This is a genomic window from Brevundimonas sp. R86498, from assembly GCF_044598075.1.
Taxonomy (GTDB): Bacteria; Pseudomonadota; Alphaproteobacteria; order Caulobacterales; family Caulobacteraceae; genus Brevundimonas.
Window position 1 is genome coordinate 3,154,685 of the sequence record NZ_CP139004.1, and the last position, 14,164, is coordinate 3,168,848.

Consider the following 14,164-nt stretch of genomic DNA (forward strand, 5'->3'; position numbering starts at 1 on the left):
GGCAAGATGATGCACAAGCCGGCTGTGGTCGCGGTCGATCCGCGCATGGACCCGAGCGATTGCCGGTCCATGGCCGAGGTCCGCCAGGGCGTCGACGCCCTGGACCGCGCCCTCGTCGCCCTGCTGGCCGAGCGCCAGCGCTACATGGATGCCGCTGCCCGCATCAAGCCGGACCGCGACGCCGTCCACGACGAGGCCCGCATCGAGGATGTGGTCACCAAGGTGCTCGCGGCCGCCGACGCCCACCACCTGTCGCGTGACATCGCAGAGCCGGTCTGGCGGCTACTCATCGACCGCTGCATCGCCCACGAGTTCGGCGTCTACGACCGCACACGCCGCTGACCAGGATCCGCCATCATGTCTGACACCTCGACCGCAAAGGCCTACGAGGTCCATGAGATCGTCGTCACCGATCCCGACGCCTATGCGGAGTACGCCCGCCTCGCCGCCCCGACCGTCGTGGCTCACGGCGGGCGCTATGTCGTGCGCGGGGGGGCCGGGTCTGCCATCGCGGGCGATCCCCCGGCGGCGCGCATCGTCATCCTCGAGTTTCCGGACCGCGAGACCGCGACCCGCTGGCGTGCCTCGCCCGAGTACCAGACCGCCCTTCGCATCCGCGAGGCCGCCTCGACCTCACGCGTGTACGTCGTAGACGGCGTTGCGCCCTAGCTTTCGGTCGACACAATCGGCCGGATCGATCGGACGCGCCTCAGACCCAGATCCCGCAGGTTCATCGTCCAGCCTTCCGCGACACGGCACTGCCCGGTGAAACTGACGCCGTCGCAGACCTCCCAGGCCCCGCCCTTGGTTTCAAGGCTCACCGCGCGCTCGCCGCCCGAGATATGACTTTGATCACGGGTAAACATCGTCGCGTCGCCCTGAAGGCCCTGCTGGGTATAGATCGTGATGGTCGAGCGCGATTGGCCCGGGATCCAGTTCGGGGCGTCCGCCGCCCGCTGGGCCAAGGCCGGCGTCGCAACGACCGCAAGGGCCATGGCTGCTAGAAGAACACGCATCGGACTCTCCTGTTTGTACGACTGAACTGTAAGCTTGCGTCTCGAGGTTGTGCATTCACGCTTTCGTGAAACACGGTTATCAATCACCCCTTCAGCGAACGCAGCATCAGTTCGTGCCGCCACGCCGCGACATCGGCCAGCGCCCGGTCCAGCGCATTACGCACATGATCCAGTCGCGCCGGGGCAATCACTTTCTCGGCCACCTCCGCCGCTTCGCACGCCGCCGCCAGCTCGCCGGCGCCAATCCCGGCCGCTGCGCCGCGGATCGTATGCACGGCATCGCGCCAGCCCTCGACCCGCGCATCCAGCATCGGCGACCACATCCCGGCCTGCTGCACGAACAGGCCCAGCACCTCCTCGGCCACGCCATCGTCGCCGCCGGTCGTGCGGTCCAGGACCGCGAAATCGACCGCGCCGGTCAGGTCGCGGCGCGACATCAGCCGGCCTGTTCGGGATGTTTGGCCAGCCGGGCATTCCGGGCCGACCACAGCAGATAGATCGCCAGCCCGCCGAGGTTCCAGTACAGGAAATACAGCTGGGTCCGGGCCTGCAGGCTGAAGAAGAACACCACACAGCCGATGATAGTGATGGCTCCGACCAGCCAGAACAGCGGGGCGCGGAACTTCCGCTCCCGCCCCGGATCCCTCAGCCGCAGCACGATCAGACACACCCCCACCGCCGCGAACGCCGCCAGGGTCCCGGCATTGGCCAGCGACGCCAGTTCATCCAGCCGCATGATCCCGGCGAGCGCGGCCACGACAATGGCCGTGAACACAGTCACCACGGCGGGAACACCCCGCGTCGAGATCCTCGCCAGCCGGGTCGGCAGCAGCCCGTCGCGGGCCATGCCGAGGAAGATCCGGCTCTGGCCGAACAGGAAGGCCAGCAGCACGGTCGGCAGGGCGATCACGGCGCTGGCCGCGATCCACTGGGCCGCCGTTCCCTGTCCCATCTCGCGCAGGATCAGCGCCAGCGGTTCCGGGCTGGCGGCAAAACTCGCCACCGGCCGGGCCCCGATCGCGGCGGCTGCCACAACCAGATATAGCGCCGTGCAGATCAGCATCGAGCCGATGATGCCGATGGCCAGGTCCCGCTCCGGCTTCTTGGTCTCCTCCGCCGCCGTGGAGATGGCGTCGAAGCCGTAGAAGGCGAAGAAGATGATCGCCGCCGCCGCCATCACCCCGGTCTGGACGAAGGGCGCACCGAACCCATAGGGCATGAAGGGGGTGAAATTGTCCTGATCGAAGGCCGGCAGGGCGATGGCCACGAAGCCGATCAGGGCCGCCACCTTGATGACCACCAGAATGGCGTTCAGCGTCGCGCTCTCACGCGTGCCCAGCAGCAACAGGCCGGTGACCACGGCGATGATGAACACGGCCGGCAGATTGACGACCCCGCCCGCCACATGCGGCCCCACCGTCAGGGCGGTGGGCAGGTCGATCCCCATCCCGGTCAGGAAGCCGACCGCATAGCCGGACCAGCCCACCGCCACGGCCGAGACCACCAGCGAATACTCCAGGATCAGGCTCCACCCCACGATCCAGGCGATCCCCTCGCCCAGCACCGCATAGGAATAGGCATAGGCGCTGCCGGCCTGGGGCATCATGGTCGACAGCTCGGCATAGGCCAGGGCGGCGCAGGCGCAGACCAGACCGGCGAGGGCGAAGCTGATCAACACCGCCGGCCCCGCCAGGCCCGCCCCGACCCCGATCAGGGTCAGGATCCCGGTCCCGACGATGGCACCGACGCCCAGTGCCAGCAGGTGCGGCCAGCTCAGCGTGGCCTTCAGCCGCGGCCCATCCGACGCCTGATGCAGCGCGTCGATCGACTTGCGCCGGTTCCAGAAGGCCATGCTCTACTCCCCCGCGGCCCGCCCGGGCCGAATCCGTCCGCGACGTTAGACCGTCCCGCCCGCCGGCGGAACACAGGTCGAAAACCCTTGCGTCGGGCACCCATTCTCTCTATGTCCGCCCCTCCCTCGCACGACCGGCAACGGTCCGGGGGTCGGCGCGGCACCCATGGGGCCCGCCGGACGACTGGTACGGGTGATTAGCTCAGTTGGTAGAGCAGCTGACTCTTAATCAGCGGGTCGTAGGTTCGAACCCTACATCACCCACCAGTGTCCCTCTCTCCCTGCCTATGCGGGGCGTCACCAGTTCCACATCGTGCCGTCGGTGAGACGGGCGACGGGCAGCTGTCGCGGCACATAGGGGAACCTTGCCGCCAGGGTCTCGTCGATGTCCACGCCATGACCGGGCCGCTCACCCGGGATCATGAATCCGGCCTCGAACCGGTAGTCGTGCGGGAAGACCTCATCTGTTTCAGGTGTGTGCCGCATGTATTCCTGAATGCCGAAGTTCGGGACCCAGGCGTCGAAATGCAGGGCCGTGCCCATCGTCACCGGAGACAGGTCCGTCGCCCCGTGGCAGCCCGTGCGCACGCCCCAGACACTGGCGAAATCGGCAATCCGGCGCAGATGGGTCAGTCCCCCGGCTCCCACGATCGTGGCCCGGATGTAATCGATCAGCTGTTCCTGGATCAGGTCCTTGCAGTCCCAGATCGTATTGAACACCTCGCCGACTGCCAGTGGCGTCGTGGTGTGCTGACGGATCAGACGGAAGGCCTCCTGGTTCTCCGCCGGGGTCACATCCTCAAGCCAGAAAAGGTCGAACGGCTCCAGGGACTTGCCCAGTTGCGCCGCCTCCAGCGGCGTCATGCGGTGATGCCCGTCGTGCAACAGCCGGGGCTCGGGACCGTAGGTGTCACGCAACCGCTCGAACAGTTTCGGCACATGGGCGAGGTACCGGCGCGTGTCCCAGACTGTCTCGGTCGGCAGGGAGGCATCGGCCGGCTCATAGTGCAGCTCGCCCCGGCCCACGCCATAGGCATTGACCAAGCCGGGCACGCCGGTCTGGGCCCGGATCGCCTGATAGCCGAGATCGATGTAGCGACCGACCGCGTCGACCGTCTCCCCGATGTCGCTTCCGTTGGCATGTCCGTAAACCATCACCCGGTCGCGCGACTTGCCGCCGAGCAATTCGTGCAGCGGCGCGCCCAGCGCCTTGCCCTTGATATCCCACAGGGCGACATCGACCGCCGCGATCGCCCTCATGGTCACCGGCCCGCGTCGCCAGTAGGCCCCCCGATAGAGCAGTTGCCAGGTGTCCTCGATCCGGCGGGCGTCGCGCCCGATCAGCAACGGACAGATGTGCTCGTTCAGATAGGCGACCACCGACAGCTCGCGACCGTTCAGGGTCGCGTCGCCGATCCCGTAGACGCCCTGATCGGTCTCGATTTTCAGGGTGACGAAATTCCGTCCAGGGGAGGTGACGATGACACGGGCGGCTGTGATCACCAGCGGCCGCGACACACCGATGCGGTCAGACCAATCCGTCTCTGGCGCATTGGGATCGCTATCGGCAGCAGACATCGAGAACTCCTTTACGGGATTGCTGTACAGCCTAGGGAATGGATTTGGATTGTCCAGATTGGTCAGGCCAGATAAGCATCACGCATGGCGGGAACCCGACGACTTTACGAGCAGCTGGCGCAGGCCCTCGCGGCCCAGATTGCCGCCGGGCAGCCACGCGTCGGGGACCGCCTGCCCTCCGAACGGGTCCTGGCCCAGACGTTCGCAGTGTCACGGCCCACGGTGCGTGAAGCGGTGCTTGCTCTGGAACTGGATGGTCTGGTCGAGGTCCGGATGGGGTCGGGCGTCTATGTCCGCGCCCGGCAACCTGAGGGGGGAGCGGCCGGCGAGACCGACATAGGGCCCTTTGAACTGCTGGAGGCACGACAGGCGATTGAAGGCGAAGCCTGCGCCATGGCGGCGCGGCGGATCACGTCTGACACAATCCGTCTGCTTCGCGCCCTGGTGGAGGAGATGGAGAACGAAAACCCCCACGACGTCATCATGAGCGAGGACGCCGACCGGCGCTTTCATATCGCCATCGCCGAAGCGACCGGAAACAGCGCCATGAGCCAGGCCGTCCGGGCCCTTTGGGATGCCCGCGACCGCTCTCCCCAGACCCGGCTGCTGTCCCAAAAAGGGCGCGCCGCGGGCGTCAAACCGTGCATTCATGAGCATGCCTCCATCGTGGATGCCCTGGCGACTGGCGATCCCGCAGCTGCCACGGCCGCCATGCGCGACCATCTGACCCGCGTCATGGCCACCCTGCTGGATGCGACAGAGACCGAAGCCATGGAAGAAGCGCGCGCCCGAATTGCCGAACAGCGCAAACGATATATGGCGGAGACCCGCGGATGACCCAGCCCCTGACGCTTCACCCCGACCGACTCTTCCCCCCGGATCCCGACACCCGGGCGATCGCCCGACGGCTCTATGACGGCATCAAGGGTCTGCCGATCATCAGCCCGCACGGCCACACCGACCCCGCCTGGTTTGCGACCAACGACCACTGGAAGAATCCCGCAGAACTGCTGATCACACCGGACCACTACGTGTTCCGGATGCTGCACAGCCAGGGTGTGGCGATGGAGGATCTCGGCGTCCCCCGGGCCGATGGGGGGCCGGTCGAGACCGATCCGCGGGCCATCTGGAAGCGTTTCGCCGAGCGTTACCACCTGTTCCGCGGCACCCCGTCGCGGCTGTGGCACGACTGGGTCTATGCCGAGGTTTTCGGCCTCGACGTCCGGCTGTCGGCGGAGACCGCGGACCACTATTACGACGTCATCGACGCGGCCCTGCAGACCGAGGCGTTCCGGCCGCGGGCCCTGTTCGACCGCTACGGCATCGAGGTCATTGCAACGACCGAAAGCCCGCTCGACGATCTGGCGCATCACCGGACGATCCGGGCCAGCGGCTGGACCGGCAAGGTCGTCACCGCCTTCCGCCCCGACCCCGTAATGGATCCGGATTTCGAGGGCTTTCACGCCAATCTGGACCGGCTCGGCGAACTGACCGGGCAGGATGCGCGGACGTGGGAAGGCTATCTGGCGGCGCTGCGCGACCGACGCGCGTTCTTTGCGGCCCACGGCGCGACCTCGACCGACCACGGCCATCCCACCGCATTCACCGCAGACCTGCCGGACGCCGAGGCCCGCGCCCTGTTCGCGCGGGTCGCCGCAGGGCCGGTATCCGCCGACGAAGCAGAACTGTTCCGCGGCCATATGCTCACAGTCATGGCGCGCATGAGTCTCGACGACGGTCTGGTGATGCAGATCCACCCGGGCAGTTTCCGCAACCACAACGCCTCGGTCTTCGCCCGCTTCGGCCGCGACAAGGGGGCCGACATTCCCACCCGGACCGATTATGTCCGCGCCTTGAAGCCCCTGCTGGACGCCGTCGGGTCCGAGCCCGGCCTGACCATCATCCTCTTTACGCTCGACGAAAGCGCCTATGCCCGGGAGCTGGCCCCACTCGCGGGCCACTATCCCGCACTGAAGCTTGGACCGCCGTGGTGGTTCCATGACGCGCCGCAGGGCATGCGACGCTTTCGCGAGCAGGTCACCGAAACAGCGGGCTTTTACAACACGGTGGGTTTCAACGACGACACCCGGGCCTTCCTCTCCATCCCGGCCCGCCATGACGTGGCCCGGCGGATTGACACCGGTTTCCTTGCGTGCATGGTCGCGGAACACCGGCTTGAGGAAGACGAGGCTCATGAGCTGGCACACGCACTGACCTATGGGCTCGTCAAGGAAACCTATCGCCTATGAGACCCTCTCGCCGAGCGTTGATCACGACTGCCCTGGCAGGCCCTCTCGCGGCGTGCGTTCAGAAGATCGGCGAGCGGCCTCTACGGGGCGCGGACAGCCATCCGTCCGGCTATCCGACCGTGGCCGCTGTTGATCATTTCGGCGAACTCATCTCACAGCGGACCAACGGGCGGTTGCGGCTCCGGAACTATGCCGGCGGCCAGCTGGGCGAGGAAAAGGACACGCTGGAGATCACCGTCTTTGGCGGACTGGACATCAATCGGGTCAACCTGGCTCCGCTCAATCCGATCGAGCCCCTGACCCTCGTCCCGTCCCTGCCCTTCCTGTTCCAGTCCACTGACCACATGCGGCGCGCCCTCGACGGAGCCCCCGGCCGGACCGTGCTGAACAGCCTCGAGCGGCACGGCCTGATCGGCCTGGCCTTCTACGATTCCGGCGAGCGCAGCTTTTACAACACCCGCCGCCCGATCCGGACGCCGGCCGACATGCGGGGGCTCAAGCTGAGAAGTCCAGACCTCCGACCTCTATGTCGCCCTCGTCCAGGCACTTGGGGCCAGCCCGATCCCCATGTCCTATGGCGAGGTCTTCCAGGGCCTGGTGCAGGGCGTGATCGACGGCGCGGAAAACAACTGGCCCTCCTATCAGGACAGCCGCCATTTCGAGGTCGCGCGCTTCTACAGCCTGACCCGCCACGTCATGGCTCCGGAGGTGCTCGTCGCCTCGGCCCGCACCTGGGCGAAGCTGTCACCGCCTGATCGTGAGATCATCCGGGCTGCGGCAACCGAAAGCGTGCCGTTCATGCGCACGATCTGGGAAGCGCGGGAAACGACCGCGCGCCAGGCTGTCGTCGACGCGGGCGTACAGATCATCGAGAATCTGGACCGTTCGGCCTTCGAAGCGGCCATGCTGCCGGTCTGGGACCGGTTCATCACCGAACCGGGCCAGCAGGCGCTCGTCAGCCAGATCCGGGGGATGGCGTGATGCTGGGTGTCCTGGCCTTCATTTCCCGCTGGATCAGCCGCGCGACGCTGGCGTTTGCCGCCCTTGGCCTGATCGTCATGACCGGCATCATCGGCTGGTCCGTGTTCGCCCGTTATGTTCTGGGCGACGCCCCGGCCTGGGCGGAACAGGCGGCTCTGCTCCTGATGGTCTGGTTCGTCCTGTTGGCCGCAGCCGTGGGTGTGCGCGAGCAGTTCCACCTCGGCATGACGGCCGCCACCGGTGCGATGCCTGCGGGGCTTCAACGCATCTGCCGGGCGAGCAGTCTGCTGGCCGTCGCCGGCTTCGGCGTGGCCATGGGCCTCTGGGGCGGCGAGCTGGTCGCCCGCACCTGGGCCTTCGACATTCCCACCCTCGGCCTCCCACGCGGTGCCGCCTACCTGCCCCTGCCCATCGCCGGCTGGCTGATCGTGCTGTTTGCGCTGGAACATCTGCTCACCGAAGCCCGCGGCCAGAAAGTGGAGCCCCTGTGGAACTGACGCTTCTCCTCGGGCTGCTGGCCCTTTTGCTGATCATCGGCGTGCCCGTGGCCTTCGCCCTCGGCCTCGCCTCGCTGGTCACCTTTATCTTCATGGACATTGCCCCGGTGGTGGCGTTCCAGCGGATCGCCACGGGGGTGAACGTCTTCTCCCTGATGGCCATCCCCTTCTTCGTCTTTGCGGGCGACCTGATGCAGCAGGCGGGGATCGCCGACCGGCTGGTCCGCGTGGCCGATGCCGCGATGGGCCGGATGCGGGGCGGACTCGGGGTCGTGGATGTAGGGGCCTCGATGATGTTCGGCGGCGTCTCGGGCTCGGCAGTCGCCTCGGTGTCCGCACTGGGCTCCACCCTCGTCCCGATGATGAAGGAAAAGGGCTATGACGCCGACTACGCGGTCAACGTCACCTCGACCTCGGCCATTCTCGGCATCCTGGTCCCGCCGTCGCACAACATGATCATCTATGCGGCGGCAGCCGGCGTGTCGGTTTCGGTCGCGGACCTGTTCCTGGCCGGTGTCCTGCCGGGCATCCTGACCGGCATCCTGCTGGCCGCCGTGGCATGGTTTGTCGCCGTGAAGCGGGGCTATCCCAAGGGCGAGTTCCCGGGCTGGCCCGCCTTTGCCCGGGCCTTTGCCGCCGCCATCCCCGGCCTGCTGACCGCCGTGATCATCTTCGGCGGCGTTCTCGGCGGGGTCTTCACCCCGACCGAAAGCTCGGCCGTCGCGGTGATCTACACCCTTGTCATCGCCCTGATTGTCTACCGGACCCTCGGCTTCCGGGGCTTCACGACGGCCGCCCAGAATGCGGTCAAGACCACCGCCATGGTCATGCTGATCATCGGCTCGGCCGCTGCCTTCGGCTGGCTCCTGGCCCTGCTGGAAACGCCTGAACAACTGGCGACCGTGATGCAGTCCCTGACCGACAATCCGATCATGATCCTGCTGATGATGAATCTCATCCTGCTGGTCCTGGGCACCTTCATGGACATGGCCCCGCTGATCGTCATCACCAGCCCCATCTTCCTGCCGGTCGCCATGGCCACGGGCATGGACCCGGTCCACTTCGGCATCATGATGATGCTCAACCTCGGCATCGGCCTGGTCACCCCGCCCGTCGGGGCGGTGCTGTTCGTGGGTTGCGCCGTGGGCAAGATCAAGGTCGAGGAGGCGGTCCGCACCATCTGGCCCTTCTACCTCGCCCTGTTCGCGGCCCTGATGGCCATCACCTTCGTTCCGGCCCTGACCCTGACCCTGCCCGGGCTGGCCGGTTGATCCGTCTGTCGCCGGACACACTGGATCGACTGCCGGCTGATGTCGGCAGGCCCGCCTATGAGCGGGCCGCCATCCGCACCGGTGTCGTCCATCTCGGGATCGGGGCCTTTCACCGCGCCCACCAGGCGGACGTGTTCGACCGCGCACTGGAAGCGGGGGATCCTCGCTGGGGCATCCTCGGGGTGTCCCTGCGGTCGCCGGGGGTCCGCGACCAGCTCGCGCCCCAGGGCGGCCTGTATGCGTTGTCGGTCCGCGACGGCAGCGAAGAGCGGGTTCGCATCATCGGGGCAGTAACAGGGCTTGAGGTCGGGCCCGAGGACCCTGCCGCCCTCGTCGAGCGGCTGGCCCATCCCGATGTGCACCTGGTGACCCTGACGGTCACGGAGAAGGGCTACAGGCTCGACCCGGCGTCGGGCGCGTTGCTTTCAGAAGCGCCGGATGTGACCGCTGATCTGGCTGATCCTGATCGTCCGCGCACGGCCCCCGGCGTTCTCGCTGCGGGCCTGAGGCTTCGGCACCAGCGGGGTCTGCCCCCCCTCACCGTCATCAGCTGTGACAACCTTCCCCACAATGGCGCGCGTGTCCGCGATGCGACCCTCGCTTTCGCCCGGGCGGCCGATCCGGCCACGGCCGACTGGATCGAGGCGAACTGCGCCTTCCCCCAGACCATGGTGGACCGGATCGTCCCGGCCACCACCCCCGCAGATGTGGACGCCATGGAGGCCAGGCTGGGCCTGCGCGACGAAGGCATGGTCAAGACCGAGCCCTTCCTCCAGTGGGTCATCGAGGACCGGTTCGCGGGCGCGCGCCCGGATTTCGAGGCCCTGGGCGTCCGGATCACCGCCTCGGTCGCGCCGTGGGAGGACGCCAAGCTGCGCCTGCTGAACGGCGCTCATTCGGCGCTGGCCTATCTGGGCGGGCTGGCCGGCATCGCCTTCGTTCATCAGGCGGTCGCGGATCCGGCCTGGGCCCGCTACGTCACAGGCCTGTGGGATGAGGCCGAAACAACGCTGACACCACCGCCGGAGCTGGACGTCGCCGCCTATCGCCGCGACCTGTTCGCCCGCTTCGCCAATGCCAGTCTGAACCACCGCACCCACCAGATCGCCATGGACGGATCCCAGAAACTGCCCCAGCGACTGGTGGCAACCGCCGCGGCGCGCGTCGAGCAGGGCCTGCCCCTGGCCCATCTGGCGCTGGCCATCGCCGGCTGGATGCGGTGGCAGGGCGGTCAGGACGATGCTGGCCAGAGCTTCGGGGTCGATGATCCCCTCGCGGCCACCACCCGTCGGCTTCTCGATGCCGCCGGGCCGGACGCTGAGGCCCGGGCGCGCGCCCTGCTGTCCCTCACCGCTGTGTTCCCGCCATCCCTGACCGCCGATCCGGCCTTCCGCGCCCCCGTGATCGCGGCCTACCGACAACTTTGTCACTCAGGCGCGCGCGCTGCCGTCGAGGCGCTGGTGACCCCGTGACCCTGTTGCGCCTTCACCCTGACGACGACGTCGCGATCGCCCTGACCGATCTGCCGTCAGGCCATGCGAGCAATGGCGTCACCCTCACCGGTGCGGTGGCCGGCGGTCACAAGGTCGCCGTGCGTGCCGTAGCGGCCGGAGCCGCGGTCCACAAATACGGTCAGGTCATCGGCCTTGCCTCAGACGACATCCCGGCCGGGTCGTGGGTCCACACCCACAACCTCGTCATGAGCGACACCGACCGCGCGGCGGAAATCGGGGCCGGACGCCGGCCACTCCCGGCCCCGGACGACACCGTCACCTGGTCGGGCTATCGCCGCGCCGACGGCCGCTGGGGCACCCGCAACACCATCGCCATCCTGACCAGCGTGAACTGTTCGGCGACGGTCGCCCGCCGGATCGCCACCGCCTTCCCCCGCGAGACCCTGCCCCCGGGAGTCGACGACGTCGTCGCCTATACCCACACGGGCGGCTGCGGCGGGGCGTTCGATGGCAAGGACGTCCGCATGCTCCAGCGGACCCTGGCGGGCTATGCCCGTCACCCCAATGTGGCGGCCGTGCTGATCGTCGGTCTCGGCTGTGAGGCCAACCAGATCCCCGACTGGCTCACCCGTGAAGGACTGTCCGCCAGCCCACACCTGCGCAGCCTGTCGATCCAGGACGCGGGCGGAACCCTCAAGGCGATCGCCGCCGGCGAGGCGATTGTCCGGGAGCTGATCGCCACCGCCGCCGGGACGCCCCGGGAGCCGGCCCCGGTCTCCGGCCTTGTCGTGGGTCTCCAGTGCGGCGGCTCTGATGGCTGGTCCGGTGTGACTGCCAATCCCGCGCTCGGCCGGGCCGTGGACCGGCTGGTCAGCCACGGCGGCTCGGCCCTCCTGTCCGAAACGCCCGAGATCTGGGGGGCGGAGCACCTGCTGCTCCGCCGCGCCGAAGCCGATACAGCCCGGGCCCTGCTGGACCGGCTGGACTGGTGGCGCGACCACGCGCTCCAGCACGGCATGGCGCTGAACAACAACCCCTCCCCCGGCAACCTCAAGGGCGGCCTGACGACCATTCTGGAAAAATCCCTCGGGGCGGTCGCCAAGGCCGGTTCCTCCAACCTTCAGGATGTCATCGGCTATGCCCAGCCGGTCCGCCGGACCGGTCTGACCTTCATGGACAGCCCGGGTTATGATCCCTGCTCGGCCACCGGCCAGATCGCCTCCGGGGCCAATGTGATCACCTTCACCACCGGCCGCGGATCCGTGTTCGGCTCCAAGCCCGCGCCCTGCCTGAAAATCGCGTCCAACGCCGGCCTCGCCGGCTGGATGGCCGAGGACATCGACATCGATGCCTCCGGCATCCTCGCCGGCCAGAGCCTTGAAGCCATGGGCGAAATCATCTTCCGCCGGATTCTGTCCCTCGCCTCGGGCGAGCCATCCGCCTCGGAGACACTCGGCATCGGCGACGCCGAGTTTGTCCCGTGGCAGATGGGGGCCTGGCTCTAGCCGGCCGCGTCCCGGTCACAGCCGACCGGACTCACCCGGGTGCGACCCGCCAGACCGTGTTCGACAGATCATCGGCGATCAGCAGGATACGCCGCTGGGCGTCGAAGGTCACACCCACCGGGCGACCCCGGGCCTGACCGTCCCCGGTCAGGAAGCCGGTGGCGAAATCCACAGGCTCGCCACTGGGCTGCCCGTTTGCGAACGGCACCCAGACGACCTTGTATCCTGACAGGTCCGGGCGGTTCCAGCTGCCGTGCTGCCCGACAAAAGCGCCCTGGGCAAAGGCACCACCAAAGCCTCCGTCCGTCGCGAACGACAGGCCCAATGCCGCCACATGGGACCCCAGCGCATAATCCGGCGCAATGGCTCGTGCGACCAGTTCCGGCTTCTGCGGACGCACGCGAGGATCGACGTTCTGGCCCCAGTAGCTGTAGGGCCAGCCATAGAAGGCCCCTTCCCGCACCGATGTCAGATAGTCCGGCACCAGTTGCGGTCCAATCTCGTCGCGTTCGTTCACGACGGACCACAGGGCGCTGGTGGTGGGCTCGATGGCCATGGCTGTGGGATTGCGGATGCCCCGTGCGACGGTCCGGCTTGCGCCGGTCGTCCGGTCGATGGCCCAGACCACAGCCCGCTCCTCCTCGACTGCCATGCCCCGCTCGCCCACGTTGCTGTTTGAGCCGATCCCCACATACAGGGTCTGGCCGTCGGCGCTGGCCGTCAGGGCCTTGGTCCAGTGATGATTGATCGCGGACGGCAGCTTCGTCAGCTCGCGAGGGGCGGCGGTGATCCGGGTCTGACCGGTCTGATAGGGGAAGCTGACCAGGGCATCCTGATTGGCGACGTAGAGGGTGCCGTCCACGAAGGCGAGACCGTAGGGCGCATTCAGATTGTCAATGAAGACCGTGCGGACCTCCGCGCGCCCGTCGCCGTCTGCATCGCGCAGCAGGGTGATACGGTCGCCGCTCTCGACCTGGGTATTGCCCTGCTTCTTGATGACGCCCGCAATCACGTCCTTGGGCCGTAGCGCAGGCGCATTCCCACCCCGCCCTTCGGCGACCAGAATATCGCCGTTGGGCAGCACCAGCATCTGGCGCGGGATTTGAAGATCGGTGGCGAGCGCTGTGATGACGAAGCCTGCGGGCACTGTCGGCACCTGATCGCCCCAGCCGGTCGGCTGGGCGATGTTCATGGCCGGAACCAGAGTCTCCTGGAGGCCCGGAAGGTCCGGATTAGCGCCCGTCTGGTTCAGCCCGGGATCGCTGCGGCCACAGGCCGACAGGGCCATCAGCAGGGCGGCAGCGCTGGCGAGGGTGCGGATCATCGGACGGTCTCCGGGCTGAACAAGCGGCTGTGGGCAACGACACCCGCTGCGATCGCGAGCGCTGTGCCCAGGATGGACAGCAGCAGGCCCAGGGTTCCCACCGAACTCCATCCGTCCCGGCTGTGCTGGAAGGCATTGACCAGTTCGATCACGAACAGGACCGCCAGAAGCCCGGCATAGACGCCGGCACGCAGTCGATGATCGCTGCGGAAGCCCATGGCGAGCGACACGAGGGCCCAGGCCAGGACCATGCCGGTGAAGACCAGGCCCCCGGCGATCAGCCAGGACGAGAAATTGGTCCACTGGATTTCGGCTGTTCGCAAATAGGCGATGTCAGTCACCAGGGCCGCGCTGAAACAGACCATGGGAAAGGCCAGCAGGATCGCGTGGATGGGGTTCAGACCTCCGGGTCTGAACGTCGTATCCGGCATGCGTAT

At 67.6% G+C, this 14,164-nt stretch carries 14 protein-coding genes, 1 tRNA gene and 1 pseudogene; 10 read left to right on the forward strand and 6 right to left on the reverse strand.

The features are described 5' to 3' along the window. Nucleotides 1-9: 9 nt before the first annotated feature. Both SJY26_RS15560 and SJY26_RS15565 read left to right on the forward strand, forming a co-directional pair. Nucleotides 10-342, forward strand: a complete 333-nt coding sequence (locus tag SJY26_RS15560) for a chorismate mutase (RefSeq protein ID WP_396595786.1) — start codon at nt 10-12, stop codon at nt 340-342. Between the two features lie 15 nt (nt 343-357). Next, complete coding sequence (locus SJY26_RS15565; RefSeq protein ID WP_396593891.1) at nt 358-669, forward strand: DUF1330 domain-containing protein; 312 nt, start codon at nt 358-360, stop codon at nt 667-669. Here SJY26_RS15565 and SJY26_RS15570 read toward each other — a convergent pair. From SJY26_RS15570 to SJY26_RS15580, 3 genes are all read right to left on the reverse strand, one after another. Further along, nucleotides 666-1,016, reverse strand: a complete 351-nt coding sequence (locus SJY26_RS15570; protein WP_396593892.1) for a beta/gamma crystallin-related protein — start codon at nt 1,014-1,016, stop codon at nt 666-668. The genes SJY26_RS15565 and SJY26_RS15570 overlap by 4 nt on opposite strands. Nucleotides 1,017-1,099: 83 nt before the next feature. Beyond that, complete coding sequence (locus SJY26_RS15575; protein ID WP_396593893.1) at nt 1,100-1,453, reverse strand: Hpt domain-containing protein; 354 nt, start codon at nt 1,451-1,453, stop codon at nt 1,100-1,102. Beyond that, nucleotides 1,453-2,868: an amino acid permease gene (locus SJY26_RS15580; RefSeq protein ID WP_396593894.1), complete on the reverse strand. Its 1,416-nt coding sequence runs from the start codon at nt 2,866-2,868 to the stop codon at nt 1,453-1,455. The genes SJY26_RS15575 and SJY26_RS15580 overlap by 1 nt, the downstream gene beginning before the upstream one ends. Before the next feature lie 191 nt (nt 2,869-3,059). Between SJY26_RS15580 and SJY26_RS15585 the strand changes: the two genes are divergently transcribed. Continuing rightward, nucleotides 3,060-3,135: transfer RNA gene (locus SJY26_RS15585), tRNA-Lys, on the forward strand. A 30-nt stretch (nt 3,136-3,165) separates the two neighbouring features. Here SJY26_RS15585 and manD read toward each other — a convergent pair. Beyond that, nucleotides 3,166-4,446 (reverse strand): D-mannonate dehydratase ManD, encoded by a 1,281-nt coding sequence (gene manD, locus SJY26_RS15590; protein WP_396593895.1) that lies wholly within the window; start codon nt 4,444-4,446, stop codon nt 3,166-3,168. Between the two features lie 84 nt (nt 4,447-4,530). Here manD and SJY26_RS15595 point away from each other — a divergent pair, with 84 nt between their 5' ends. The 7 genes and pseudogenes from SJY26_RS15595 to SJY26_RS15625 all read left to right on the forward strand — a co-directional run bounded on the left by SJY26_RS15595 (nt 4,531) and on the right by SJY26_RS15625 (nt 12,403). Continuing rightward, a complete protein-coding gene (locus SJY26_RS15595; protein WP_396593896.1) occupies nt 4,531-5,283 on the forward strand; it encodes a FadR/GntR family transcriptional regulator in 753 nt (250 codons plus the stop codon). Continuing rightward, a complete protein-coding gene (gene uxaC, locus SJY26_RS15600) occupies nt 5,280-6,695 on the forward strand; it encodes a glucuronate isomerase (protein WP_396593897.1) in 1,416 nt (471 codons plus the stop codon). The genes SJY26_RS15595 and uxaC overlap by 4 nt, the downstream gene beginning before the upstream one ends. Then, a pseudogene (locus tag SJY26_RS15605) lies at nt 6,692-7,676 on the forward strand (TRAP transporter substrate-binding protein). Before uxaC ends, SJY26_RS15605 begins: the two are co-directional and overlap by 4 nt. Continuing rightward, nucleotides 7,673-8,173, forward strand: coding sequence for a TRAP transporter small permease (locus tag SJY26_RS15610; protein ID WP_396593898.1), 501 nt, complete (start codon nt 7,673-7,675; stop codon nt 8,171-8,173). The pseudogene SJY26_RS15605 and the gene SJY26_RS15610 overlap by 4 nt, the downstream one beginning before the upstream one ends. Further along, nucleotides 8,164-9,444 (forward strand): TRAP transporter large permease, encoded by a 1,281-nt coding sequence (locus SJY26_RS15615; RefSeq protein WP_396593899.1) that lies wholly within the window; start codon nt 8,164-8,166, stop codon nt 9,442-9,444. The genes SJY26_RS15610 and SJY26_RS15615 overlap by 10 nt, the downstream gene beginning before the upstream one ends. After that, nucleotides 9,441-10,916: a mannitol dehydrogenase family protein gene (locus SJY26_RS15620; RefSeq protein WP_396593900.1), complete on the forward strand. Its 1,476-nt coding sequence runs from the start codon at nt 9,441-9,443 to the stop codon at nt 10,914-10,916. Before SJY26_RS15615 ends, SJY26_RS15620 begins: the two co-directional genes overlap by 4 nt. Then, the gene (locus tag SJY26_RS15625) at nt 10,913-12,403 is read left to right on the forward strand and encodes a UxaA family hydrolase (protein WP_396593901.1); all 1,491 of its coding nucleotides are present in this window, start codon (nt 10,913-10,915) and stop codon (nt 12,401-12,403) included. The genes SJY26_RS15620 and SJY26_RS15625 overlap by 4 nt, the downstream gene beginning before the upstream one ends. A gap of 31 nt (nt 12,404-12,434) precedes the next feature. On the opposite strand, the gene SJY26_RS15630 is transcribed toward SJY26_RS15625, so the two are convergent. Further along, complete coding sequence (locus SJY26_RS15630) at nt 12,435-13,727, reverse strand: PQQ-dependent sugar dehydrogenase (RefSeq protein WP_396593902.1); 1,293 nt, start codon at nt 13,725-13,727, stop codon at nt 12,435-12,437. Further along, nucleotides 13,724-14,158 (reverse strand): DUF2231 domain-containing protein, encoded by a 435-nt coding sequence (locus SJY26_RS15635; RefSeq protein WP_396593903.1) that lies wholly within the window; start codon nt 14,156-14,158, stop codon nt 13,724-13,726. Before SJY26_RS15635 ends, SJY26_RS15630 begins: the two co-directional genes overlap by 4 nt. Between the last annotated feature and the right edge of the window lie 6 nt (nt 14,159-14,164).